Origin of the sequence: Streptomyces sp. NPDC050636, from assembly GCF_040654775.1 — a bacterium.
GTDB lineage: Bacteria > Actinomycetota > Actinomycetes > Streptomycetales > Streptomycetaceae > Streptomyces.
Genome location: NZ_JBFAIP010000005.1, coordinates 93,169 through 116,320 on the forward strand (window position 1 = coordinate 93,169; position 23,152 = coordinate 116,320).

Annotated in this window: 22 protein-coding genes and 1 tRNA gene; 13 read left to right on the forward strand and 10 right to left on the reverse strand. The window is 72.1% G+C overall.

All coding sequences use genetic code 11. The features are described 5' to 3' along the window. Positions 1-26 precede the first annotated feature (26 nt). Positions 27-206 (forward strand): hypothetical protein, encoded by a 180-nt coding sequence (locus AB0I10_RS07610; protein ID WP_363151589.1) that lies wholly within the window; start codon positions 27-29, stop codon positions 204-206. 20 nt (positions 207-226) lie between these two features. Here the strand turns inward: AB0I10_RS07610 and AB0I10_RS07615 are convergent, their stop codons facing one another. From AB0I10_RS07615 to AB0I10_RS07625, 3 genes are all read right to left on the reverse strand, one after another. Continuing rightward, a complete protein-coding gene (locus AB0I10_RS07615) occupies positions 227-1,396 on the reverse strand; it encodes a HAMP domain-containing sensor histidine kinase (protein WP_363151411.1) in 1,170 nt (389 codons plus the stop codon). After that, positions 1,393-2,166: a response regulator transcription factor gene (locus tag AB0I10_RS07620; protein ID WP_363151412.1), complete on the reverse strand. Its 774-nt coding sequence runs from the start codon at positions 2,164-2,166 to the stop codon at positions 1,393-1,395. The genes AB0I10_RS07615 and AB0I10_RS07620 overlap by 4 nt, the downstream gene beginning before the upstream one ends. Positions 2,167-2,333: 167 nt before the next feature. After that, positions 2,334-2,735, reverse strand: a complete 402-nt coding sequence (locus AB0I10_RS07625) for a (2Fe-2S) ferredoxin domain-containing protein (RefSeq protein ID WP_363151413.1) — start codon at positions 2,733-2,735, stop codon at positions 2,334-2,336. 141 nt (positions 2,736-2,876) lie between these two features. Between AB0I10_RS07625 and AB0I10_RS07630 the strand changes: the two genes are divergently transcribed. The 3 genes from AB0I10_RS07630 to AB0I10_RS07640 all read left to right on the forward strand — a co-directional run bounded on the left by AB0I10_RS07630 (position 2,877) and on the right by AB0I10_RS07640 (position 8,290). Continuing rightward, complete coding sequence (locus tag AB0I10_RS07630; protein ID WP_363151414.1) at positions 2,877-4,313, forward strand: cytochrome P450; 1,437 nt, start codon at positions 2,877-2,879, stop codon at positions 4,311-4,313. A gap of 300 nt (positions 4,314-4,613) precedes the next feature. After that, positions 4,614-6,242, forward strand: coding sequence for an ABC-F family ATP-binding cassette domain-containing protein (locus AB0I10_RS07635; protein WP_363151415.1), 1,629 nt, complete (start codon positions 4,614-4,616; stop codon positions 6,240-6,242). 110 nt (positions 6,243-6,352) lie between these two features. Beyond that, on the forward strand, positions 6,353-8,290 hold the full coding sequence (locus AB0I10_RS07640) for a hypothetical protein (protein ID WP_363151416.1): 1,938 nt from the start codon (positions 6,353-6,355) through the stop codon (positions 8,288-8,290). Here AB0I10_RS07640 and AB0I10_RS07645 read toward each other — a convergent pair. From AB0I10_RS07645 to AB0I10_RS07655, 3 genes are all read right to left on the reverse strand, one after another. Further along, positions 8,287-8,691, reverse strand: a complete 405-nt coding sequence (locus AB0I10_RS07645; protein WP_363151417.1) for an NUDIX domain-containing protein — start codon at positions 8,689-8,691, stop codon at positions 8,287-8,289. The two genes, AB0I10_RS07640 and AB0I10_RS07645, sit on opposite strands and share 4 nt — an antisense overlap. Positions 8,692-8,745: 54 nt before the next feature. Continuing rightward, positions 8,746-9,420 (reverse strand): HAD family hydrolase, encoded by a 675-nt coding sequence (locus AB0I10_RS07650; RefSeq protein ID WP_363151418.1) that lies wholly within the window; start codon positions 9,418-9,420, stop codon positions 8,746-8,748. A 162-nt stretch (positions 9,421-9,582) separates the two neighbouring features. Beyond that, a tRNA-Leu gene (locus tag AB0I10_RS07655) sits at positions 9,583-9,670 on the reverse strand. Positions 9,671-10,054: 384 nt separating this feature from the next. Here AB0I10_RS07655 and AB0I10_RS07660 point away from each other — a divergent pair. The 3 genes from AB0I10_RS07660 (at position 10,055) to AB0I10_RS07670 (ending at position 12,786) form a co-directional block, all read left to right on the forward strand. After that, a complete protein-coding gene (locus AB0I10_RS07660; RefSeq protein WP_363151419.1) occupies positions 10,055-11,380 on the forward strand; it encodes a M20/M25/M40 family metallo-hydrolase in 1,326 nt (441 codons plus the stop codon). 153 nt (positions 11,381-11,533) lie between these two features. Next, positions 11,534-11,767 (forward strand): chaplin, encoded by a 234-nt coding sequence (locus AB0I10_RS07665; RefSeq protein WP_363151420.1) that lies wholly within the window; start codon positions 11,534-11,536, stop codon positions 11,765-11,767. 182 nt (positions 11,768-11,949) lie between these two features. Beyond that, positions 11,950-12,786: a chaplin gene (locus tag AB0I10_RS07670; RefSeq protein WP_363151421.1), complete on the forward strand. Its 837-nt coding sequence runs from the start codon at positions 11,950-11,952 to the stop codon at positions 12,784-12,786. Positions 12,787-12,873: 87 nt separating this feature from the next. On the opposite strand, the gene AB0I10_RS07675 is transcribed toward AB0I10_RS07670, so the two are convergent. Next, complete coding sequence (locus AB0I10_RS07675; protein ID WP_018537156.1) at positions 12,874-13,062, reverse strand: DUF5703 family protein; 189 nt, start codon at positions 13,060-13,062, stop codon at positions 12,874-12,876. Positions 13,063-13,109: 47 nt separating this feature from the next. On the opposite strand from AB0I10_RS07675, the gene AB0I10_RS07680 reads away from it, so the two are divergent. Beyond that, a complete protein-coding gene (locus AB0I10_RS07680) occupies positions 13,110-13,793 on the forward strand; it encodes a hypothetical protein (RefSeq protein WP_363151422.1) in 684 nt (227 codons plus the stop codon). A 127-nt stretch (positions 13,794-13,920) separates the two neighbouring features. On the opposite strand, the gene AB0I10_RS07685 is transcribed toward AB0I10_RS07680, so the two are convergent. Both AB0I10_RS07685 and AB0I10_RS07690 read right to left on the reverse strand, forming a co-directional pair. Beyond that, positions 13,921-16,431 carry a helix-hairpin-helix domain-containing protein gene (locus tag AB0I10_RS07685; RefSeq protein ID WP_363151423.1) on the reverse strand — a complete coding sequence of 837 codons (2,511 nt, stop codon included), beginning with the start codon at positions 16,429-16,431 and terminating at the stop codon, positions 13,921-13,923. Beyond that, a complete protein-coding gene (locus AB0I10_RS07690) occupies positions 16,428-17,411 on the reverse strand; it encodes an aldo/keto reductase (RefSeq protein ID WP_363151424.1) in 984 nt (327 codons plus the stop codon). The genes AB0I10_RS07685 and AB0I10_RS07690 overlap by 4 nt, the downstream gene beginning before the upstream one ends. 127 nt (positions 17,412-17,538) lie before the next feature. Here AB0I10_RS07690 and AB0I10_RS07695 point away from each other — a divergent pair, with 127 nt between their 5' ends. Beyond that, positions 17,539-18,594, forward strand: a complete 1,056-nt coding sequence (locus tag AB0I10_RS07695; RefSeq protein WP_363151425.1) for an LLM class F420-dependent oxidoreductase — start codon at positions 17,539-17,541, stop codon at positions 18,592-18,594. Between the two features lie 331 nt (positions 18,595-18,925). Then, positions 18,926-19,714, forward strand: a complete 789-nt coding sequence (locus tag AB0I10_RS07700) for a ferritin-like domain-containing protein (protein WP_363151426.1) — start codon at positions 18,926-18,928, stop codon at positions 19,712-19,714. Positions 19,715-19,765: 51 nt separating this feature from the next. On the opposite strand, the gene corA is transcribed toward AB0I10_RS07700, so the two are convergent. Beyond that, positions 19,766-20,758, reverse strand: a complete 993-nt coding sequence (gene corA / locus AB0I10_RS07705) for a magnesium/cobalt transporter CorA (protein WP_363151427.1) — start codon at positions 20,756-20,758, stop codon at positions 19,766-19,768. Positions 20,759-20,817: 59 nt separating this feature from the next. Here corA and AB0I10_RS07710 point away from each other — a divergent pair, with 59 nt between their 5' ends. The 3 genes from AB0I10_RS07710 (at position 20,818) to AB0I10_RS07720 (ending at position 23,126) form a co-directional block, all read left to right on the forward strand. After that, positions 20,818-21,516, forward strand: coding sequence for a histidine phosphatase family protein (locus tag AB0I10_RS07710; protein ID WP_363151428.1), 699 nt, complete (start codon positions 20,818-20,820; stop codon positions 21,514-21,516). Between the two features lie 102 nt (positions 21,517-21,618). Continuing rightward, on the forward strand, positions 21,619-22,209 hold the full coding sequence (locus tag AB0I10_RS07715; protein ID WP_363151429.1) for a DUF3090 domain-containing protein: 591 nt from the start codon (positions 21,619-21,621) through the stop codon (positions 22,207-22,209). Further along, entirely contained in the window at positions 22,173-23,126 is a 954-nt protein-coding gene (locus tag AB0I10_RS07720; protein WP_363151430.1) for an SCO1664 family protein, read from the forward strand. The genes AB0I10_RS07715 and AB0I10_RS07720 overlap by 37 nt, the downstream gene beginning before the upstream one ends. Positions 23,127-23,152 lie beyond the last annotated feature (26 nt).

Sequence of the window (23,152 nt, forward strand, 5' to 3'; positions counted from 1 at the left end):
ATTCTGCCCCGTTTATGGGGCGGAGGATGTCAAAAGTCGGCGAAGTGGCTCTCTCCGGGATCGCCCTCACCGAACGGGTCGAACCCGGATATTGGGAGAACCGTGGATATGGCGTCGCCGCGAATGCGGAGTGGGCCAGGCGCCACCATCCGCTGTGGAAGCCCGAGGACGGGGAGACGGGCGGGGAGAAGGACGGGGACGGGTGACCCTCACCCCACCGCAACCCTCACCCCACCGACGGCTCCGCCGCCGGCAGTTCCACCTCGAAGCGGCAGCCCGCGCCCGCGTTGCGCACCGTGGCCCGGCCCTCGTGGGCCTCCACGATGCCCCGGACGATCGCGAGTCCGAGCCCCGCGCCGCTCTCGCCGGTGGGGGCACCTCCCGCTCGACCGAAGCCGAGAGTGGGGGAGCGCGGCGTACGGGCCGCACCCCCGCGCCAGCCGGTGTCGAAGACCCGCGCCAGATCGTCCTGGGGGATGCCACCGCAGCCGTCCTCGACCGCCAGCACCACCCGGCCCGCCTCGTGCCGCGCGCTGACCGCGACGGTGCCGTCCGCCGGTGTCGCGCGGATCGCGTTGACCAGCAGATTGCTCAGTACGCGGGTGATCTGCTGGGCATCGGCCCGGACCGGCAGCGGCGCCACACCGCCGTCCACCAGCCGCACCCCGCGCGCCCGCGCCAGCGGCCGGGCCCCCGCCAGGGCGTCGTCCACCAGGTCGTACACCGACACCCGCGACAGGGTCAGCGCCAGCGCACCGGCCTCGATACGGGCGAGTTCGAAGAGGTCGTCGACCATCGCGGTCAGCCGGTCCACCTCGACCCGCATCCGGGAGTGATAGCGCTCGGTGTCCTCGGCGACGCCGTCCTCCAGCGCCTCGGCCATCGCCCGCAGTCCGGCGAGCGGGGTGCGCAGATCGTGCGAGATCCCGGCGATCAGCTCGCGCCGCGAGGCGTCCAGCGCCCGCTCCCGTTCGCGGGCCTCCGCGAGCCGCCCGCTGGTCTCCTCCAACGCCCTTGACAGCGCGGCGAGTTCGGCCGTCGGCGGCTCGGTGGGCGTGACGAATCCGCCCTCGCTGCCGACCGTTCGGGCGGACCGCGCCAGCTCCCGGCTGCCCGCCGCGATCCGCCGCCCGAACAGCAGGGCGGCGGCCAGTGACACCACCCCGGAGACGCCGACCACGGCCATCACCACGCCCAGGTCGTGCCCGGACAGGAACATCGCCTGCGCGACCGCCACCGTCCCCGCCGCCATGGCGGCCACCGCCAGTGCCGCCACCGCGAACAGTGACAGCGCGACCGAGCGCCGCCGCAGGACGCGTACGGCGGGCGCGGCGAGCAGCCCCACGACCGCCGCGCCCAGCGCCGCCAGCCCCACGATGACCAGGAAATCCGTCATGGCCGCGACCCGTCTGCCGCCGGGTTGCCGGCCGCCGGCCCGTCTGTCACGGGGTCGAAGCGGTAGCCCGCGCCCCAGACCGTCGTCACCAGCCGCGGCGCCGCCGGATCGTCCTCGATCTTCTCCCGCAGCCGCCGCACATGCACCGTCACGGTCGACAGATCGCCGAACTCCCACCCCCACACCCGGTGCAGCAGTTCCTCCCGTGAGAAGACCCGCCCGGGGTTCCGCATCAGGAAGACCAGCAGATCGAACTCGCGTGAGGTGAGGGCGAGTTCGTGCCCGGAGCGGTCGGCCCTCCGGCCGCCGGGGTCGGCGCTGAGGTCCCCGGCGCGCAGTACGGCGGCGGGCGCCGCGGACGGCGGCGCGGACTCCGCCCGCCGCAGCACCGAGCCGATGCGCAGCACCAGCTCACGCGGGCTGAACGGTTTGGTGATGTAGTCGTCCGCGCCCAGCTCCAGGCCCAGGATGCGATCCGCCTCCTCGCCGCGGGCCGTCAGCATCACCACCGGGACGGCCGGCCCCGCCTCGGCGCGCCGCAGCCGCCGGCACACCTCCAGGCCGTCGATGCCCGGCAGCATCAGATCGAGTACGACGAGGTGGGGGCGGAAGTCCGCGGCGCGGTCGAGCGCGGCGAAGCCGTCGGCGGCGTGGTCCGTGGCGTACCCGGCGCGGGTGAGATAGCCGGTGACGACCTCGGCGACGGTCGGGTCGTCCTCGACGACCAGGACCCGCCGGGGCGGCCCGGGGGAGGCGGCGAAGTGCGTCATACCTCCAGCCAACACCAGCGGACGGCGGGACGGGCGGCCGGGACCGCCCCGTAAGACTCCGGTAACCGGCGGAACTCCGGCTCCGCTCCGATGGACCGGCTACGGCGAGTCATGCCGCCCCGCCCTCAGTCCTCAAGCCCGGCTCAAGCCTGGCTCAAGCCCGGCCCTCAGCTCTCCAGCCCCTCCCGCACCCGCCGTGACACGGTCATCGCGTACAGGTCGAGCACCCCGGGCGGCTCCGCGATCCCCGGTCCGCCGGCGCGGATCCAGGCCGCGATGTCCGCCAGCGCGTCGTCATCGTTGACCAGACCCAGCCAGACCGGCCGCCCGCCCGCGGCCCGGCCCGCCGCCGACGGCTGGACCACGACCACATTCGCCTGGTCGCACACGTCCAGGCACTCCGAGGCGCGTACCGGCGCCGCGCCGTCGAGGGCCGCCCGCAGCCTCGGTATCTGCTCTGCGTGGTCGACGCCCGGGATCTTGGCCGCGTCGCCGCAGCAGCAGCCGCGGCAGACGGTGACCCGGCACGGGGTTTCGGCGGCCGACCGGCCGGAACGCTTGGTGATCATCCGGCCCATGCTACGGGTGACGGTCCGGCGCAGGACTTCGGGAGGGGGACCCGGACATTCGGGAAAGGAACCCGGGAATTGGGGGATAGGAATCCCGGCATTCGGGATACGAACCCCGGCATTCGGGATAGAGAACCGAGCATGCCCATCACCGAGTCCCACCCCCACCCCCATGCCGGTTCCGCATCGGGGCCCGAGATACCCGGCCCGGCCGGCCTCCCCGTCCTCGGCTCGATGCTCGACCTCCGCCGCGACTCACTGGGCGCCTTCTTACACGCCCACCGCGAACACGGCGATGTGGTCCGCCTCCAGGCCGGCCCGCCCGGCCTGCGCAGTGTGTTCCACGCCGTGTTCTCGCCGCAGGGCGTCCAGCAGATCCTGGCCTCGGAGGCCGCCAACTTCCGCAAGGACCACCCGCTCTACGAGGAGGTCCGGCAGTCCTTCGGCAACGGCCTGCTCACCAGCCAGGACGCCGACTACCTCCGGCAGCGGCGGCTGGTGCAGCCGCTGTTCACCAAGCGCCGGGTCGACGGCTACGCGGCGGCCGTGACGACCGAGGCCGGTGTCATCGCCGAGCGCTGGCGGACGGCTGACGACACCACCGTCGACCTCGTCAGCGAGATGAACCGGTTCGCGCTGCGCACCGTCTCGCGGATCCTCTTCGGTACGGATGTGGAAGCAGCCGTGGACGTCATCCACCGGTGTGCGCCGGTCATCAACGACTATGTCGTGCGGCGCGCTTACGTGCCCCTGAAGGTCCCACGCGAGTGGCCCACCCCTGGCAACCGGCGCGCGCGGGAAGCCACCGCGGAAGTGACCGCCGTCTGCGACCGCATCATCGCCGAACGGCGCGCGGCGGTCGGCACCGTGAACTCGGGGGAGAGGGAGCGGGGACGCCCTCGGTCCGCCGACGATCTGCTCTCGCTCCTCGCCGCGGCGGGCAACGAGGAAGACGGCTCCCTCGACGCGACCGAGGTCCGCGAACAGGTGCTGATCTTTCTGCTGGCCGGCCATGAAACCACCGCGATCTCCCTGGCCTTCACTCTCCATCTCCTCGCCAGGCACCCCGAGGAGCAGGCACGGGTCCGCGCCGAGATCGACCGGGTCCTGGCGGGCGGCACGCCCACGGCCGCCGACCTGGACCGCCTCCCGTGCGTGACACGGGCGCTCAAGGAGGCCATGCGGCTGTATCCGCCGGCCCCGGTGGTCAGCCGTCGGGCCGTGGCGGCCACCGAGATCGGCGGATTCCGCATCCCGGCCGGGGCGGATGTCGTCGTCGCGCCATGGGTCACGCACCGTGCCCCGCAGCTGTGGGAAGACCCGGAACGCTTCGATCCGGACCGCTTCACCCCCGAGCGCGAGGCGGGCCGGCACCGCTACGCCTGGTTCCCGTTCGGCGGCGGTCCGCGCGCCTGCATCGGGCAGCACTTCTCGATGCTGGAGTCGGTGCTGGCGCTGGCGACACTGCTGCGCGCGTACGAACTGGAGGCGGTGGACGAGGAGGTGCCGGTCTCCGCCGGGATCACCCTCCAGGCGACCGGCCCGGCGCGCGTACGCCTCCGTCCTCGCTCCTTGTAAACGCAACAAAAATAGCGTTTGCGTTTTGGTGGCGGCCTTAGTACTGTCGTTATCGGTTCACGGCTTCAAGGCCGCCACCGCCCCGATTGGAGAAGGCCGTTGCTCGTCTGAGGTCCTGAGACACCGCGCCCGCGACATGCCATTCGCTCTGCGATTTCCGGCATCACGCGGCCGCCCGTCCGCGACCTCGGCGTACCCGCTACGGCGTACCCCGGCGTACCCCGGCGCACCTCGGCGTTCCGACGCGGTGTCTCCCAGCGCATTGCCCGCTCACCCCTCACGCGCGCCAAGGAGACCCCTATGTCTAAGCCGCCCACGCCATCCACGTCCGCCACCTCCATCGTCTGCACCGGCCTCGGCTTCGCCTGGCCCGACGGCACCCCTGTCCTGGACGGTTTCCAACTCGCCGTGGGCCCCGGCCGTACGGGCCTCATCGGCCTCAACGGAGCAGGGAAGTCAACGCTGTTGAAGCTCATCGCGGGCGAGCTGACCCCGACCGCGGGCAGCGTCAAGGTCGCCGGCGAGGTCGCCTGTCTCCCGCAGCACGCCCCGCTCGACACGGGCCTACGCGTCGACGAGGCGCTCGGCATCGCCGCCGCGCGCGCCGCCCTGCACGCCATCGAGGGCGGCGACGCGAGCGAGGAGCACTTCACCGCCATCGGCGACGACTGGGACGTCGAGGAGCGCGCCCGCGCCACCCTCGACCAGCTCGGGCTGCACGGCATCGACCTCGACCGGACCATCGGCGAGTTGTCCGGCGGCGAGTCCGTACTGCTGCGGCTGGCCGCGCTGCTGCTGCGCCGACCGGACGTTCTGCTGCTGGACGAGCCCACGAACAACCTCGACCGCGCGGCACGCCGGCGGCTGTACGACGCCGTCGCCGGATGGTCCGGCGTACTCGTCGTCGTCAGCCACGACCGCGAACTCCTCGAACTCGTCGACCGGATCGCGGATCTCCGCGGCGGAGAGGTCCACTGGTACGGCGGCAACTTCACCGCGTACGAACAGGCGCTGGCCGTCGAGCAGGACGCGGCCGAGCGGATGGTGCGGGTCGCCGAGGCCGATGTGCAGCGCCAGAAGCGTGAACTGGCCGACGCCCACGTCAAGTTGGCCCGCCGGGTCCGCTACGGCAACAAGATGAACGCCAACAAGCGCGAGCCGAAGATCGTCATGAACGAGCGCAAGAGGGAGGCACAGGTCTCCGCGGGCAAACACCGCATCATGCACACCGAACGCCTCAAGGAGGCCAGGGAACGGCTCGACGAGGCCGCCGAGGCGGTCCGGGACGACGATGAGATCCGCATCGATCTGCCGCACACCGCGGTACCGCCGGGCCGTACCGTCCTCACCCTGCGCGACCTGCGGGTGCAGTACGGCGCGCACGCCCACCTGGAGGTCCGCGGCCCCGAACGGATCGCCCTGACCGGCCACAACGGCTCCGGCAAGACGACCCTGCTGCGGACGATCGCGGGCGAGCTCCCGCCGCTGGACGGCGCGGCGGAAGCGCACGTCCCGTACCGCTTCCTCCCGCAGCGGCTGGAGGTGCTCGACAACGCACTGACGGTCGTCGAGAACGTCGCCCGCTTCGCCCCGGACGCCACCAACAACCGCATCCGGGCCCGGCTCGCCCGCTTCCTGTTCAAGGGCGCCCGCGCCGACCAGCAGGCCGGCACGCTCTCCGGCGGCGAACGCTTCCGCGCCTCGCTCGCCGCGCTGATGCTGGCCGAACCGGCACCGCAGCTCCTGATGCTCGACGAGCCGACGAACAACCTCGACATGGCGTCGGTGCGCCGGCTCGTCACGGCCCTGGAGTCCTACGAGGGCGCGCTCGTAGTCGTCAGTCACGATCTGACGTTCCTGAGAGAGCTCGGTATCACCCGCTGGCTGGCGCTGGAGGACGGTGAACTGACCGGTATCGAACCGCTGTAGGCGCGTGGCGCACCACTCACTCACCCACCCGCAAACCGGTTGCCGATTCCCTTCCCGTAGGTCATGATCCTTCGCATGATCTACAGGAAGGGCGGCCACCGCCCCACCCGATGACCTCGCGGACGCCGGGCCAGGACCCGGTCTCCGCCCCGTCCGCCGCCGAACACGGCAGTGTCGCTGCAGTGATCGCGGCGGTCGTCGACGGATCCGTACTCTCCCCGGGCAGCCCGGCCAGAACCACCGCCTTCGAAGCGCTGCACACCGATCCGGACGGCCCGGTCACCCACGCGCTGATCGCGCTCACCGACTCGACCCGCCCCGCGGCGCGCCGCACCGCGCTCGCCCTGCTCGGCGAGCTGACCTTCAACCGGCGCAGGCCATGGCAGGGCCCGATCGAGGCGGCATCGGCCAGGCTCCGCGACCCTGACCCGGACGTCCGCCGGGCGGCGGCCCGCCTCCTCGTCCGCGCCGGCGGCACGGACCGGGTCCGGACGGCACTGGACACGCTGACCGACCTGGTCACCCGCATCGCCCTCGCAGACGCCCTGTTCCGTGACCCCGACACCCCTTACCCGCCCGGACCGCTGCGCTCCGACCCCCTCCCGGAAATCCGGCTGCTCGCCTGCGTCGAGGAGTTGGCGTCCGCGCCGGGGGAGCGGTGGCCCGAACTGGACGCTCAGGCGGAGGCGGAGGTCGCCGCCCTCTCGGACGCGTCCACCGGTCCACCGGCCGAACCACCGGCCACCGACGCCGACCGTGTGCTGACCGTCGGTCATCGCTGGGCCGGCGCCCTGTTCCGACAGGGCCGGGAGACGGCCTGCTACGCCACCGCCACCCGGCTCCTGGCAGGCGCCGCGGGCCCGTACGGACAGCGGGTCGGTGCGGACCTGGCCCGCCGCGCCTTCCAGGAATGGCGAGCCGCACCCGCCACCCTGGCCCCGCGTCTCGTCCCACTTCTCCACACCGCGCCGCCCGGCCTGCGCGACCTGGCCGTGGACACCCTCTGCGCCTCCCGGACCGCCACCCGTGCGACGGCCGACGATCTGGCCGCGCTTCTGCCCACGACAACCACCACCGACTCCACCACCTGGACGATCGCCTACGCCCTGGCCACCAGCGGCGACGCACGGGCCGCCTCCGCCGTCCGCAATCGGCTGTCGGCAGGCGACCCGCCCCCCGGGGCAGGCGCCGCAGTCCGGGGCCTGCTGCGGTCCGACGCCCTCGACCCCGCCGAACTCACACCGCTCATAAGGAAGTTGCTCCGCTCGGACAACGAGGCGTCGCTACCGCTCGCCGCCCACCTCATCCACCACCTCGGCCCGGCAGCCGCCGCCTGCACCCCCGACCTGATCAACGCATTCCGCGCCACCCTGGCCGCCGGCCGCGACACCTCGACGAGGTCATCGCTCGTCGGTGCCCTCGGCCGGATCGGGGCCCCAGCCGCGCCCGCGGTGCCCCTCCTCGAATCCCTCGCGGACGACGTGACATGGCGCGCGGGCCACGTCTCCCTCGCCCTCTCCCGCATCACCGGCGACCGCGCCCCCATCGAGCGCTATCTGCACCACCTGCGCACCCGCGCCGCGAAGCGCCGCTATGTGCCCGACCACTCCGCCCTCTTCCGCTGGCTCCTCGACCACGGCGGACTCGACGCGGACCAGTCCGCCCAGCTGCGGACGTATGTCTTCGCGCGCCCCAGCGCCATGCGGGTCCACGGTTCCCTGGCACTGTGGCGCCACGAAGGCCCGGCGGCCGCCGGCGACCTGCTGGCCGTGCTGCCGCAATTCCTCGACGACGACTTGTTCGGCCCCCGCGCGATGGACACCCTCGCGGCCATGGGAGAGCACGCGACCCCCGCTCTTCCGCAACTACGCGACCTCATCGCCCGGAACACCCGGATCCCCTTGAACGCCGGCTCCGCAGACGCCGAGATGCGCGGCGACGAGCAGCTGCTCGAATCCGCGCGACGCACGATCGAGGCGATCACCGCGCCAAGCCCCCGCGACCGGGCCCCCGCACCCGGCCCGGTCCCCAGCCCCCGCTTCCTCTAGCCCGCGTCCTCCGCGGCGAACGCGCCGAACATGGCCAGACTCTCCCCGCACTGTGAATGCAGCGGCGCCGGCAGCGCGTTGGGCGCAAACCACTCCAGCGCGTCGAACTTGTGAGGCTCGCCGATCGTCACCTCGCCCGGCGCCACCTGTACGGCGAAGACCAGCGCGACCCAGTGAGAGTCGACCGGATCGCCGCGCAGCACATTGCGCACTCCGATGTGCTCCATTCCGAGCGGCCGCACACCGTATTCCTCCCGCACCTCCCGCGTCACGGCCGACTCAAACGTCTCGCCGAACTCCAGTGCCCCGGCGCCGCAGTCCCATGTCCCCGGCTCGTCCCGGGCCCCCGCGCTCCGACGCGCCAGTAGCACCCGCCCGCCCCCGTCATGGCATACGAACACACAGGACACCTTGGGCCCCGCCCCACTCACGCCACTCACCCCTGTTCCCCTCTCTCAGAAGTGCCGCAGCAACTCGTCGAACGCCGACAGCTGCAGCACCTTCTTGTCGTCCGGATCGAGCTCGCTGTGCTCCAGCACCCAGGTGTGATCGTTCGGGATGAAGACCGCGTTCAGACCGGCCGCCCGCGCGGGCAGGATGTCCGACTTCGGGGAGTTCCCGATCATCCACGTCGCGGCCGGCACCAGCTCATACGCGCGGGTCAACTCCTCGTACGTGGCCATCTCCTTCTCCGCCACGATGTGCACACCCCGGAAGTGCCGCGTCAGCCCCGACGCCGCCACCTTCCGCTCCTGCTCCTCCGTGTCACCCTTGGTCAGCAGCAGCAGTTCATGCCGCCGCGCCAGCTCGGCCAGCGTCTCCGCCACCCCGGGAATCAGCTCCACCCGGTCCCCGTCGAAGGCCGCTGCCCACCCGGAGATTCGCGCCGACTCCTCGGCCGTCACCGCCCGCCCCCGCAGCCGCGCCACACACTCCCCGAGGCTGCGCAGAAACACCTTGCTGCCATACCCGTGCGTCACGGCGTTCGCCGCCTCGATCCCGTCGAGCGCCGCCCGTACCCCGTCCCGGTCGAGCCCGGGATGCGCCATCCACTCCAGGAACTCGTCGATGACCCGCTCGAAGATCACGTTGTTCTCCCACAACGTGTCATCTGCATCGAAAATCAGCACTGCCGCCCCTCTCGCCCTCCGTGAATCCCTGCGCACCCTACGCAGGGACAGCGGGCGAGCGCATGGCAAATACGGGGCGGTGGTGGCGGGAAGGCGGCATGGCGGCGCACGCCGCGCGCAGGCACGAGAAAGACCCCCGCGAGTTCTTCGCGAGGGCCTTCGTGGTGTCCGAGGGGGGACTTGAACCCCCACGCCCGATAAAGGGCACTAGCACCTCAAGCTAGCGCGTCTGCCATTCCGCCACCCGGACAAGGTGTCTGCCGTTCCGGCTGGGCCGTTCCGACGTGGAAAACAATAGCAAACCTTCCGGGGTGGTCGATCACCCGCACTTTCGGCCAGGCACGGGGCTGTGACCAGGGCATGTCGGGAATATTGCGGCCTTGGGCGCAGCGCTCCGGAGGTGGAGGATGGCGGTGGACCCCCGCCGCGGTCCGTGCTCCTCGGGAGCGCGCCGCGGCCGTGAACCAAGAGGAGGCAATGTGAGCGAGCTCCGCGAGCGAACCATGGAAAGGTGCGAGCCCCCGCGCATGCGGGGCCGAGCGAAGCGAGGTTTCGGCATGAGCGAGCTCCGCGAGCGATCCATGGAACGGTGCGAGCCCTCGCGCATGCGGGCCGAGCGAAGCGAGGTTCCGGCATGAGTGAGTCGCAGCCCGCCCGTACGGTCACCGGCGAGGACGAGGTCGTCGACCTGTGCCGGGACCTGATCAGGATCGACACCAGCAACTACGGCGACCACTCGGGCCCGGGTGAGCGGGTGGCCGCCGAATATGTCGCGGAGAAGCTCGCAGAGGTCGGTCTGGAGCCGCAGATCTTCGAGTCCCACAAGGGCCGTGCCTCGACCGTGGCCCGGATCGAGGGTGCGGACCCGTCCCGGCCCGCGCTGCTGATCCACGGGCATACGGACGTGGTGCCGGCCAACGCCGCGGACTGGACGCACGACCCGTTCTCCGGCGAGATCGCCGACGGGTGCGTCTGGGGCCGGGGTGCGGTCGACATGAAGGACATGGACGCGATGACGTTGGCCGTCGTCCGTGACCGGCTGCGCACGGGGCGTAAGCCGCCGCGCGACATCGTGCTGGCCTTCCTGGCGGACGAGGAAGCGGGCGGCACCTACGGCGCCCGCTATCTCGTCGACAAGCACCCGGGCCTCTTCGAGGGCGTGACCGAGGCGATCAGCGAGGTCGGCGGCTTCTCCTTCACCGTCAACGAGCAGCTGCGGCTCTATCTCGTCGAGACGGCGCAGAAGGGCATGCACTGGATGAAGCTGACCGTGGACGGCTCCGCCGGACACGGGTCGATGATCCACAAGGACAATGCGATCACTGAACTGTCCGAAGCAGTCGGGCGGTTGGGGCGGCACGAGTTCCCGGTGCGGGTGACCAAGACCCTGCGGGCCTTCCTGGACGAGCTCGGTGACGCGCTCGGTACCGAGCTCGACCCGGAGGACATGGACGCCACGCTGGCCAAGCTCGGCGGCATCGCCAAGATGATCGGCGCCACACTCAAGAACACCGCCAACCCGACGCAACTGGGCGCCGGCTACAAGGTCAACGTCATCCCGGGCCAGGCGACCGCGCATATCGACGGCCGCTTCCTGCCGGGCTACGAGGAGGAGTTCCTCGCCGACCTGGACCGGATTCTCGGCCCCCGGGTCAAGCGCGAGGACGTGCACACCGACAAGGCGCTGGAGACCACCTTCGACGGCGCCCTGGTCGAGGCGATGCAGTCGGCGCTACAGGCCGAGGACCCGATCGCGCGCGCCGTGCCGTACATGCTCTCCGGTGGTACGGACGCCAAGTCCTTCGACGACCTCGGGATCCGCGGCTTCGGCTTCGCGCCGCTGAAGCTGCCGCCCGAGCTGGACTTCGCGGGGATGTTCCATGGTGTGGACGAGCGGGTGCCGGTGGACGGACTGAAGTTCGGAGTGCGGGTACTCGACCGATTCATCGAACAGAGCTGAGCCTCAGCCGAATTCGGCGCGGATTTCCTGCCGTTCGCGCCGACTTCGCTGAAAAGAGTGAACGTGGTGATGCATCCGTGGCGTCGGCGTTGATTTCCTCGTTGTCGTATATGCGGTCCGCGGCTGGGATCGCATTGCCTATGAGGAGGATTGATGATCAAGAAGGTCGTCGCTGCGGCGGCAGTAGCCAGTGGTTTTGTGCTCGCCGGTGCGGGCCTGGCGGTTGCTGACGCGGGTGCCCAGGGCGCTGCCGTGAATTCCCCGGGCGTCGCTTCCGGCAACGTCGTTCAGGTGCCGGTCCATGTCCCGGTGAACGCCTGTGGCAACACGATCTCCGTCATCGGGGTGCTGAACCCCGCCTTCGGCAACTACTGCGTCAACAAGTGACATTTTGACGCTGCATCTGTACCCGTAAAGGTCTGGTCGGTTCGGCTCCGGAATGCGCGTCATGCATTCCGGAGCTTCTGGGTATTTCTGCGAGCGGGTACCTCTCGCCGTGTATCTCCGTGGATCCACGTCGACTTGTGCTCGCGCGCATTCCGGTAAGGCATCAAGGCAGGGAGCAACCTATGAGACAGGTCGCAAGAAAGGGCCTGATCACGATCGCGGCCGCGGGCGGTGTACTCGCCGCCGTCGGCGGCTACGCACACGCGGACTCGGGAGCCAGCGGAGGCGCGGCGCATTCGCCCGGTGTGGCGTCCGGCAACAACGTCCAGGCACCGGTCGACGTAGAGGTCAACGCCTGCGGCAACAGCATCAATGTCGTCGGACTGCTCAACCCCACATTCGGGAACAAGTGCGCCAACGACGGCGGTGGCAAGCACCGGGGTCCGCAGGGTGGCGATCACCACGACCACCACGGAAAGAGCGGCAAGCACCGGGGCGGCGACAGCGGGCGCCACGGCGCCGGCGCCTCGGGCCACACCGCGCATTCGCCCGGTGTGGCGTCCGGCAACAACGTGCAGGCGCCGGTCAATCTGTCGGTCAACGCCTGCGGCAACAGCGTTGACGTGGTCGGGCTGCTCAACCCGGCGTTCGACAACGACTGCGGGGACGGGTCGTCGACGCTGCCGCCGACGGGCCCGGACTACCCTCAGGACCGCGACGGGCACCACCCGCCGAAGGCTGAGCAGCCGGGGAACCCGGAGCAGCCGTCGGATTCCGGACAGCCTTCGGCGCCTGAGCACCGGAACGGTCCGGGCACCTCGGGGATGCGGCCGCAGGCCGAGTCCGAGCCGCGCTCGGAGATCGTCACGACGCCCGCGGCGCCCAAGACCGAGGCCGAGGGCGGTGGGCAGCTCGCCCACACCGGCGCCGGGACGATCGGCTACGCCGTGCCGATGAGCGCCGGGCTGCTGCTCGGCGGAGCCGTGATCTACCGCCGGGCACGCAGCGCGCGCAGGTGACGGGCATCACATAGCGCACAGCGCGCACAAAAGAGCGGGCCTCGTGGTGACGGGGCCCGTTCTGCTGTGTTCACACGGCGCCGGCGTTCACCACGTGGCCCGGAGCTGTCGGATGATCCGGCGGCGCAGCCGCACCCGGCGGCTCCCGTCGGGGTTGAGACGAAGTCGGTCCAACTCCCAGTGTCCGTACTCGGCATGGTCGGTCAGCAGGCGTGTGGCGGCCTTCCGGGAGACCCCCCGAGGCACATACACATCGCAGAATTCGTATTCCGGCATCGCATCTATTGTGCGGGACCGGCCCCGGTACGGATAGCGTCTGCACTATGTCTGATGCTGCGCAGCCTTCCGCTGCCGAGGTACGTGCCGCCGCCGAGGCGGTCAAAGCCGCGCTGGACCGTCACCTCGACGCGGTCGAACGCCGCTCGGGGCCGGACGATCCGGCCGTCTACGCCGCGTTCGACGAGCTCGCCGCGGCGGCTGAGGTGTACGACGAGCTGCTGTACGACACCTACGACGAGGTCACCCCCTTCGAGATCCCCGGGAGCGACACGCTGCCGGCGTACGCGGGCCCGGAGGAGCCGAGTGCGCTGAACGTGCTCATCCGGCGCGACTACACCGTCGCCGAACCGCAGCGGCTGCTGCATCAGGCACAGCGCATCGCCGATCTCGATCCGGACGCCGCCGACGAGGCGGTGGGCAACGGGGCCGGGCGCGCCGACGCCGCCGGTGTCGTCGGCACCAGCGTGCATGCGGCGCTCGGCGTGCTGTTCGGGGAGTTCGAACCGGACGAGATCGCCTCCCGGCACAAGGAGTTCGGCCTGGAGGAGGGCGACTCCACGCTGTGGGTGGCGGCCGCCGACGACCCGGCCGAGCCGGGGGAGTGGCTGTCCACACCGTTCGACCAGGCGGATCCCGAGCGGGTGGTGTGCCGCTTCGACGTCAGCGCGGTCTTCGACGAGGAGCTGGGCGACGACGACCTGCTGGAGGCGCTCGACAAGGAGCGCTGACGGGGCAGGGCCCGCCTGGGCCCGGATGCCGCCCCGCTCGCGCCGCCGCCCCGGTCCGTCGGTACGTTCCACGTACTCCTGACGGGCCGGGGCGGCGGCGTTTGCCGTGGTCTCCGGTGTACGGGGCTCAGCCCGCCGCCGGGTCCGCCGCGCCGCTCTGCATCTGCAGCAGGGTCCGCAGCCGGGTGGTGCGCTCCTTGACGGGCACTTCGGCGACCGCGCGCGGCAGCGCCTGGTCCACGCCCTGCACGACCGACAGATGCCGCTCGGCGCGGCTGAAGGCGGTGTACACCCAGGCGCGGGTCAGGCCGCCCGCGGCGTCACCGGGCAGTACGACCACCGCGGCGGGCCAGCGCATCCCGGCCGCCTGATGTGCGGTGAGCGCCCAGCTGTGCCGTACCGCACCGGCGCCGACCTGCTCGCGCGGCACCACGACGGCCGTACCGGCGCAGTCGAGGTGCAGGCCGGCGGCGTCCGCGCCGGTGACCGTGCCGGGCAGGGTGCGGCCGGCCGCCGGGGCGTACGCGACGCGGTCACCGGGGTCGAAACCGCCGAAGCGGCCGGGGCCGGGGTTGAGGCGCTCCTTGAGGGCGGCGTTCAGCGCGCGGGTGCCGGCCGCGCCGCCATGGCCGACCGTGATGACCTGCGTCTGGTCGGCGGGGACGCCCAGCGCCCGTGGTACCGAGTCGGCGACCAGCTGGACGGTGCGGTGCACCGCCTCCCCGGCGTTGCGCACCGGGACGGTCACCACCTCCTTGCCGGGCGCCTCGACCTGGCCGAGTTCGCCGATGCCGATGCCCGACACCAGCTCCCCGATCGGGCCGAAGTCCGGGGTACGGGACGCGACCTGGGGGCAGAACCGGGCCGCGAGAAGGTCGGCGAACAGCCGGCCGGGACCGGCGGACCACAGGACGCCGGGGTCGCCGCTGAGCACCAGCCGGGTCCCGTCGGTCAGCGACTCGACCAGCATCGCGGCGGTCTCCAGATCCAGCTGCGGCGCGTCCAGCACGACCAGCAGATCGAGCGCCAGCGCGCCGTCCGCGTCCCGGCCGGGGCCCTCCCGCCCGGCGAGCAGGCCGGAGACGGTCACGGCCGCCGCGCCGGGGCCCTCGGCGCCCGCCGGAGCGCCCGCCGTCTCGGCGAGGGCCGCCGCCAGGCGCCGGCGGCCGTTCTCGCCGTGCGTGGCGCCGTAGGCCCGCAGGCCCAGCGAGCGGGCCGCGGCGATCAGCGCGGCGGGCTCGGCGCGGGCCGCCTCGGCGCCGGTGTGTGCCACCAGGCCGCTGTGCGCGGCGGCCCGGATCAGCTCCGCGGCCGACGGCGACGGAGCGGCACCCGCCACGCCGTCCCAGTCGGCGGCGGAGGGCCGGGCGGGGCGGTGGCCGGGCTCTTCGTCGGGGTGGGCGGCGTCTGCGTGGGGTGTCTCCGCCGCGCCGCTGTCGCTGCTGCCGGCGTCCAAGTCAGCGGTTGCCCCGTCAGCCGCCGGGGCGTCCGCTGACGCGTCACCCGCAGCCGCGTCACCCGCCGCCTCGTCCTGCTCCGCTTCCGTCGGCGGCTCGAAAGTGTTGAGCAGGCGGGCCAGGCCGTCCGCGACGCTCTCCTCGGCCATCGCGAAGCGGTCCAGGCCGAGCAGGATCCGGACCGGCTGCTCCGCCTCTTCGTCGTCGCCCGCGCTGGGCCTGGCCTGGCCCGGGGTGTCGATCGCGTCCTGGAAGACCAGCACCGCGCCGTCGGCGATCGCCGTCTGGAGGGCGTCGTCGGGGTCCGGCACGCCTCGCTGGGCGAGCGCCGCGCGCAGCGCGGGCGCCTCCAGAGCGGAGTGCCCCGCGACGGCGGCCTGCTCCAGCAGCCAGCCGACCAGCGCCTGGCCGCGCCGCTCGTCGCCCGGACCGCAGGCGGGGCCGAGCAGCGCACGGGCGAAACCGTCGGCCTGCTCGGGGCGCACCCCGGGCACGGTGAGCAGCTGCCACGGGTCGGCGCTGAGCGCCTCGGCGGCTCGCTCACCCAGCACCTCGGCGGCCTTCTCCGCCAGCGCCTCCGGAGCACCGCCCGCCGCGAGGACCTGCCGTACGCCGTCGATTCCGGGGGCCGTCGCCATGGCGGAACGGGGGGCCGCCGGGGTTTGCGGGATGGCGTCCCCGGGAGCGCCGCCGTCCACGACGGGCGCGGCGGACGGCCCTGCGGTCGCGCTCGCCCCGCGCTCGCGTGCCGCGTCCGGCACCGGGCGCGCCGGTCCGGCCGGGGTGGTGCGTTCTCCGGCGGCCGGGGCATCCTTCCGCGGCCCGGCAGCGGCGGCGGCCGGTTTGGCGGCGCGCGGCGCCTCGTTGAAGAACGAAGCGGCCGATCGCTCGCCGCTTTCGACGGCACGCACCGCTGCCGCCAGGGCCGCTGCCGTCTTCGCGGCGGACCCGGCCGCCGCAGTGCCGTTCTCCGCGCCGCCCGGGGCGGCCTCCGGCCCGGCACTCACCGCGTCCGCGCCGGACCCGGCCGCCGCATCAGATCCGGCTGCCGCATCAGATCCGGCTGCCGCACCAGATCCGGCCGCCGCGCCGGAACCGGCCTCTGACGACCGGCCGTCCGTAGTGCCGGGCGCGGCCTCCTGCTCGGGCGGGGTCTCGCCGGCGAGGCGGTCGGTACTCACAGCGTGCTCCAGTCGTGATCGGGATAGTGGTGCACCGGAGCTGACACATCGTCCAGCGCCCGGCGAATCTCGTCAGGAAGACTAAGGGGCTCCACTGACAATGCCGCTCTGAGCTGCTGCGCAGTACGCGCACCCACGATCGGGGCGGTGACGCCGGGACGGTCGCGGACCCATGCGAGGGCGACCTGGAGCGGGGTGGCGGCCAGGCCGTCGGCGGCGGTGGTGACCGCTTCGACGATCCGGCCCGCCGGCTCGTCGAGGTACGGCGCGACGAACGGCGCGAGATGGTCCGAGGCGCCGCGCGAGTCGGCCGGCGTGGCATGCCGGTACTTGCCGGTGAGCACGCCACGGCCGAGTGGTGAGGACGGCAGCAGGCCGACGCCGAGATCGAGGGCCGCGGGCAGCACCTCGCGCTCGATGCCGCGCTGGAGGAGGGAGTACTCCATCTGCGTGCTCGCCAGCCGGGTGCGGAGGCCCGGTGCCGCGAGCTGCCACGTGGCGGCCTTGGCGAGCTGCCAGCCGGAGAAGTTCGACAGGCCCGCATAGCGCGCCCGGCCGCTGGTGACGGCGAGGTCGAGGGCCTGGAGCGTCTCCTCCAGCGGGGTGTGCGGGTCAAAGGAGTGCAGCTGCCACAGGTCGACGTAGTCGGTCCCCAGCCGCTCCAGGGAGGCGTCCAGGGCGGCCAGGAGATGGCGCCGGGAGCCGTCGACGCGGCGGTCCGTCTCCAGGACGCTGCCCGCCTTGGTCGCGATCACCAGGTCAGCGCGGGGGACCAGCTCCTCGGACAGCCGGCCCAGGAGGTACTCGGCACCGCCGTCGGCATAGATGTCGGCGGTGTCGACGAGGGTGCCGCCGGCCTCCCAGAACGTCTTGAGCTGGTCGGCGGCTTCCTGCTCGTCCGTGTCACGCGCCCAGTTCAGGGTGCCGAGCCCGAGGCGGGACACACGAAGGCCCGTACGGCCGAGGTGCCTTTGCTCCATGGGCCTTGAGATTACGCGCCGCACGTCCGGATCAGGGGACCTGTGGATAACCCGCCGATGACGGCACGAGCCGCCGCGCGCTAGAGTCCCCGCAACAGCGACGTTACTGATCAGTAAGGGGAGCGGCATGAGGCTTGGCATCAACCTCGGCTACTGGGGTGCCGGGATGGACTCCGACAATCTCGCGGTGGCGCAGGAGGCCGACCGCCTCGGCTACTCGGTCTGCTGGGCCGCCGAGGCCTACGGCTCCGACGCTCCCTCGGTGCTCTCCTGGGTCGCCGCCCAGACCGAGCGCATCGACATCGGCTCGGCGATCTTCCAGATCCCGGCGCGTACGCCCGCGATGACCGCGATGACCGCCGCGACGCTGGACTCCCTCTCCGGCGGCCGCTTCCGGCTCGGGCTGGGCGTCTCGGGGCCGCAGGTCTCCGAGGGCTGGTACGGCGTCAAGTTCGACAAGCCGCTGGCGCGCACCCGTGAGTACGTCGACATCGTGCGCAAGGCCATGTCGCGCGAGCGGCTGTCCTACGAGGGCCAGCACTGGACGCTGCCGCTGCCCGGCGGCCCCGGCAAGCCGCTCAAGCTCACCGTGCACCCGCAGCGCGAGCACATCCCGCTCTACGTCGCGGCGATCGGCCCCAAGAACCTGGAGCAGACCGGCGAGATCGCCGACGGCGCGCTGCTGATCTTCCCCTCCGCCGACCACCTGGAGGAGACCGCGATCTCCCACCTCCGGGCGGGCCGCGAGAAGGCAGGGAAGACGATGGACGGGTTCGATGTCTGTCCGACGCTGCCGCTGGCCCTGGGCGAGGACAAGGACGTCAGTGCGCTGGCCGACATGTTCCGTCCGTACACCGCGCTGTACGTCGGCGGCATGGGCAGCCGTAAGCAGAACTTCTACAACAAGCTTGCCCAGCGCATGGGTTACGAGAAGGAAGCCGCCGAGATCCAGGACAAGTACCTGTCCGGTGACAAGGACGGCGCGGCCGCCGCGATCCCCGAGCGGCTGATCGACCAGACCACGCTGCTCGGCTCCGTGGAGCGGATCGCCGAGCGGATGCAGGCCTATGCGGCGGCCGGTGTCACCACGCTGACGCTGGCGCCCGCGGGCTTCACGCTGGACGAGCGGGTCGCGGCGCTGCGAGCGGGCACCGAGGCCCTGGAGCGCGCCGGGCTGGCGTGACGGAATGCGGTACGGGAGCGTGTGACGGGAGAGCGTGCCGGCGGCCCGTGCGCAAGCCGGCCCGTACACCGCCCGTAACCGGAGCAACGGAAAGGCCCGGCGCCGATCAGGCGCCGGGCGGGTGAAGCGCTGCGGCCGTGGTGGGGGCTCGGGGGGTCTTCCCCGCCACGGCCGTCACGCAGCACAACGCCCCGGTGGGCGCGCTGGTTACGCCCGGACACCAGGAGGCGCGTCGTTCGAACGGCCGAATGGACCGGCTCTCCGGTTGCCTCTGATGACACACCACAGTTGACTTTTCGTTTGCAGGTGTGTCCGTTCGGAGGTGGCGCAGATGTTCTCGGCCAGAAGCCTGTTCCAGGAGATCTTCGACAACGACGAGTCCTACCGGCTGTTCTGTTCCATCGCGGCCAGCGGCGAGGCCCAGGGAGGCTGGGAGAACGGCCGGATCGCCGCACTCCTCCCCCCGTCCCAGCGCGAGCTCGCGCCCAAGGTCACCCGGCACGGCGCCGACGAGGACAAGCACGGCAGAATCTTCAACGCCCTGCTGCACAAGCGTGGTCTGACCCCCACCGAGGTCCCCGAGGCCGCCGACTACACCATGCTGCTGGAGCGACAGGGCATCGGCCTGGCACACGACAAGCTGCGCCGCGACGAGCCCCTCACCGAGTACGACATCGTCGCCTACCTCGCCCACAGCCGGGTCACCGAGCAGCGCGCCTCCGAGCAGATGGTGATGCTGAAGACGTACTTCGGCGACCACCCCGAGCTGGGCAAGGCCGTCCAGATGATCTCCAGCGACGAGGACAACCATCTGGCCTACTGCCACGAGGAGCTGCTGCGGCTGGCCCGCGCCGGGCACGGCCGGACCATCCAGGGGCTGCTGCGCGACAGCGCGCTCGCCGAGATCGCGGTCTACCGCGACGTCAGCCTGGCGGTGATGGACCACATGGGCCGCATCCTGAAATGGCCCGCGGCCAAGTCCGCGGTGCTCGCCGCGGGCATCCGGGCGGTGTACGCCTATGAGCGGCTGGCCGGCTGGCACCGGATGGTCAGCCTGCGGATGCCCGAGCGCCGGGACGCGCTGAGCGGCCCCGCCACCTCCGTGCCGGAGTTCGCCTGAGCCGGCCGGGCCCCGGGGCCGCAACACCGGATCCCGGCAGGCCCGCCGGGCTCACAGCCAGCCGCGGCGCTTGAACAGCCGGTACAGCGACACCTCGACGACGGCCATGAACAGCAGGATCGCCGGATAGCCCAGGTGCCATTTCAGCTCGGGCATCTCGTCGAAGTTCATGCCGTAGACACCGGCGATGAGGGTGGGTACGGCCGCGAGCGCCGCCCATGCCGAGATCTTGCGCATGTCGTCGTTCTGCCGGACGCCCATCTGCGCCAGATGGGCGGCGAGAATGTCCGAGAGCAGCCGGTCCAGGCCCTCCACCGACTCGTTCGCGCGGGCGAGGTGGTCGCCGACATCGCGGAAGAACGGCCGGGCGTGGTCGTGCACGAACGGCACCCCGGGGTTCTGGAGGCGGGTCATCGGCTCCGTCAACGGGCCTGTGGCGCGCCGGAATTCGAGGACCTCGCGCTTGAACGCGTAGATCTGGGCCGCGGTGTTCCTGGTGTCGCCGCGGACCGGGGCGAACACCTCGGCCTCCAACTCCTCCAGGTCCGTCTGGAGTTCGGCGGCGACCTCGATGTAATGGTCGACCACCGCGTCGCTGACCGCGTAGAGCACCGCCCCCGGGCCGTGCCGCAGGATCTCCGGATGGTCCTCCAGCCGTCTGCGCACCGCCGCCAGCGGACTGGCCTGGCCGTGCCGGACGGTGACCACGAACGAGTCGCCGACGAAGACCATCAGCTCCGAGGCGGTCACCGTGTCGGCCTGGTCGTCGTACGTGACCGGCTTCAGCACCATGAACAGCGAATCGTCGTACACCTCCAGCTTCGGCCGCTGATGGGCGTGCAGGGCGTCCTCGACCGCCAGCGGGTGCAGCCCGAAATCGCTGCTGACCCGGTCGAACTCGGTCTGTGTCGGCTCGTACATCCCCAGCCACATGAAGGAGTGCCCCTCGGCCCGTGCCTCGGCGAGGGCGTCGCAGAAGTCCGCCGGCCCCTCGGTGCGGCGGCCCTCCCGGTAGATGCCGCAGTCCACGATCACACCTGGCATTCTCACCCGTTGTCCGGCTGCCTGCCAGGAATGCCTGTCCGGAACGTAGGCTGGCCGTCATGCCCACGCTGATCCTGCTGCGGCACGGCCGCTCCACCGCCAACACCTCCGGCGTGCTCGCGGGACGGACGCCCGGCGTCGCCCTCGACGAGCGGGGCGCCGCCCAGGCCGCGGCGCTGCCCGCACGGCTGGCGCAGGTCCCGCTGGCCGCCGCCGTCTCCAGCCCGCTGCAGCGCTGCCAGGAGACGCTGCGGCCGCTGCTGGACGCCCGCCGCGGCCTTCCGCTGTTCACGGAGGACCGGATCAGCGAATGCGACTACGGCGACTGGTCGGGCCGCAAACTCGCCGAGCTGAACGACGAGCCGCTGATGGAGGTCGTCCAGCACCACCCGTCCGCGGCCGCCTTCCCCGGTGGCGAGTCGATGCGCGCTATGCAGGCCCGCGCGGTGGACGCGGTACGGGACTGGAACGCCCGCATCGAGGCCGGGCACGGCGCCGAGGCGGCCTACGTCATGTGCTCGCACGGCGACATCATCAAATCCCTGGTCGCGGACGCCCTCGGCATGCACCTCGACCTGTTCCAGCGGATCTCCGTCGAGCCCTGCTCGGTGACCGTGATCCGCTACACCCGGCTGCGCCCCTTCCTCGTACGCCTCGGCGACACCGGTGACTTTGGCTCGCTCGCGCCCCGCGAGGACGAGGGCGCGGCCGGTACGGAACGGGACGCGGCCCTCGGCGGTGGTGCGGGAGCACCGTGATCAGCGGGCGCAGTAGGGTGGTGCGACGGCGCTGCCCGCCACGCCCCTGCGATCAGCGCAGCGACCGCAGTGACCCCGCAGTCGAGCAATCGGAGCAGGACGTTGTCCCGTCAGGTGTTCTTCTACGACGCGCCGGACCGCTTCGTGGCCGGTACGGTCGGGCTGCCTGGCCGCCGTAGCTTCTACCTCCAGGCCACCTCGGCCGGCCGCATCACCAGCGTCGCCCTGGAGAAGACCCAGGTCGCGGCCCTCGCCGAGCGGATCGACGAGCTGCTGGACGAGGTGGTACGGCGCAGCGGCGGCAATACCCCGGTGCCCGCCGTCTCGCCCCCCGAGCTGGCCGACGCCGCCCCGCTGGAGTCGCCCGTCGAGGAGGAGTTCCGGGTCGGCACCATGGCGCTGGCCTGGGACGGCGAGGACGAGCGGATGATCGTCGAGGCGCAGGCGCTGGTCGAGCTGGAGGCCGACAGCGACGAGGACCTCGCGGACGCCGAGGAGCGGCTGCTCCAGGACGACGAGAACGGCCCGCCGATGCTGCGGGTGCGCCTCACCGGCACGATGGCCAGGGCGTTCGCCAAGCGCGCGCTCGAAGTCGTCAACGCCGGGCGCCCGCCCTGCCCGCTGTGCAGCCTGCCGCTCGACACGGAGGGACACGTATGCCCGCGCCAGAACGGATACCGACGGGACGCCTGAGCGCCATGGACCCCGTTGTGGAGCCGGTCGAGCCCGCCGGGCCGCTGCCCGGACCCGCGGCGGCGCAGGAGCCGCCGGGGCCCGGTCCGGAGCGCGCCACGGGGCTGTCGGACGCGTTTCTCGCCGACGGCGAGCTGACCGTACGCGGACAGATCACGGGGGCGTCCAACGCCGTGCTCTACTGCACGGTCGAGCGCGGTGGCCGCACCGGCGCCTGTGTCTACAAGCCGGTCGCCGGCGAGCGCCCGCTGTGGGACTTCCCCGACGGCACGCTCGCCCAGCGCGAGGTCGCCGCGTACGAGATCTCCCGGGCCTGCGGCTGGGACCTGATTCCCACGACGGTGCTGCGGGACGGCCCGTACGGCACCGGCATGGTGCAGGAGTGGATCGAGGCACCCGGCGACGACGGTGCCGACACCGCCGAGGACGAGATCCCCGAGCTGCTGGCCCTGGTGGAGGACGAGGAGCCGGGGCCCGGCTGGAAGGCGGTCGGCTTCGCGGAGACCGGCCAGGGCCGCACCGCGCTGCTGGTGCACGCCGACGATCCGCGGCTGCGGCGGCTCGCGGTGCTCGACGCGGTGATCAACAACGGCGACCGCAAGGGCGGACATCTGCTGCCCGCCGCCGGCGGACGGTTCTTCGCCATCGATCACGGTGTGACGTTCAACGCCGAGGACAAGCTGCGCACGCTCCTGTGGGGGTGGGCGGGGGAGCCGCTGACCGATGAGGCGCTGAAGGTGCTCCGGGATCTCCAGAAGGCGCTGGAGGCCGCCGCACCGCTCGCCGCCCGACTGGCCGAACTGATCACGGATGCCGAGATCGAGGCGCTGCGGGCGCGGGTGGCCGGGCTGCTGCGGACCGGCCGGCACCCCGAGCCCAGCGGGCAGTGGCCCGCGATCCCCTGGCCGCCGGTCTGATCCGGGAGCAGCCTCCGCAGCGCACC

Coding starts and splice junctions, on each gene's coding strand:
- AB0I10_RS07675 (WP_018537156.1), bottom strand. CDS start 13,062: ATGCCGGAATACGAATTCTGCGATGTGTATGTGCCTCGGGGGGTCTCC.
- AB0I10_RS07720 (WP_363151430.1), top strand. CDS start 22,173: ATGCCCGCGCCAGAACGGATACCGACGGGACGCCTGAGCGCCATGGAC.
- AB0I10_RS07630 (WP_363151414.1), top strand. CDS start 2,877: ATGCCCATCACCGAGTCCCACCCCCACCCCCATGCCGGTTCCGCATCG.
- corA (WP_363151427.1), bottom strand. CDS start 20,758: ATGCCAGGTGTGATCGTGGACTGCGGCATCTACCGGGAGGGCCGCCGC.
- AB0I10_RS07620 (WP_363151412.1), bottom strand. CDS start 2,166: ATGACGCACTTCGCCGCCTCCCCCGGGCCGCCCCGGCGGGTCCTGGTC.
- AB0I10_RS07635 (WP_363151415.1), top strand. CDS start 4,614: ATGTCTAAGCCGCCCACGCCATCCACGTCCGCCACCTCCATCGTCTGC.
- AB0I10_RS07680 (WP_363151422.1), top strand. CDS start 13,110: ATGTCTGATGCTGCGCAGCCTTCCGCTGCCGAGGTACGTGCCGCCGCC.
- AB0I10_RS07690 (WP_363151424.1), bottom strand. CDS start 17,411: ATGGAGCAAAGGCACCTCGGCCGTACGGGCCTTCGTGTGTCCCGCCTC.
- AB0I10_RS07625 (WP_363151413.1), bottom strand. CDS start 2,735: ATGATCACCAAGCGTTCCGGCCGGTCGGCCGCCGAAACCCCGTGCCGG.
- AB0I10_RS07695 (WP_363151425.1), top strand. CDS start 17,539: ATGAGGCTTGGCATCAACCTCGGCTACTGGGGTGCCGGGATGGACTCC.
- AB0I10_RS07700 (WP_363151426.1), top strand. CDS start 18,926: ATGTTCTCGGCCAGAAGCCTGTTCCAGGAGATCTTCGACAACGACGAG.
- AB0I10_RS07665 (WP_363151420.1), top strand. CDS start 11,534: ATGATCAAGAAGGTCGTCGCTGCGGCGGCAGTAGCCAGTGGTTTTGTG.
- AB0I10_RS07610 (WP_363151589.1), top strand. CDS start 27: ATGTCAAAAGTCGGCGAAGTGGCTCTCTCCGGGATCGCCCTCACCGAA.
- AB0I10_RS07710 (WP_363151428.1), top strand. CDS start 20,818: ATGCCCACGCTGATCCTGCTGCGGCACGGCCGCTCCACCGCCAACACC.
- AB0I10_RS07615 (WP_363151411.1), bottom strand. CDS start 1,396: ATGACGGATTTCCTGGTCATCGTGGGGCTGGCGGCGCTGGGCGCGGCG.
- AB0I10_RS07640 (WP_363151416.1), top strand. CDS start 6,353: ATGACCTCGCGGACGCCGGGCCAGGACCCGGTCTCCGCCCCGTCCGCC.
- AB0I10_RS07670 (WP_363151421.1), top strand. CDS start 11,950: ATGAGACAGGTCGCAAGAAAGGGCCTGATCACGATCGCGGCCGCGGGC.
- AB0I10_RS07660 (WP_363151419.1), top strand. CDS start 10,055: ATGAGTGAGTCGCAGCCCGCCCGTACGGTCACCGGCGAGGACGAGGTC.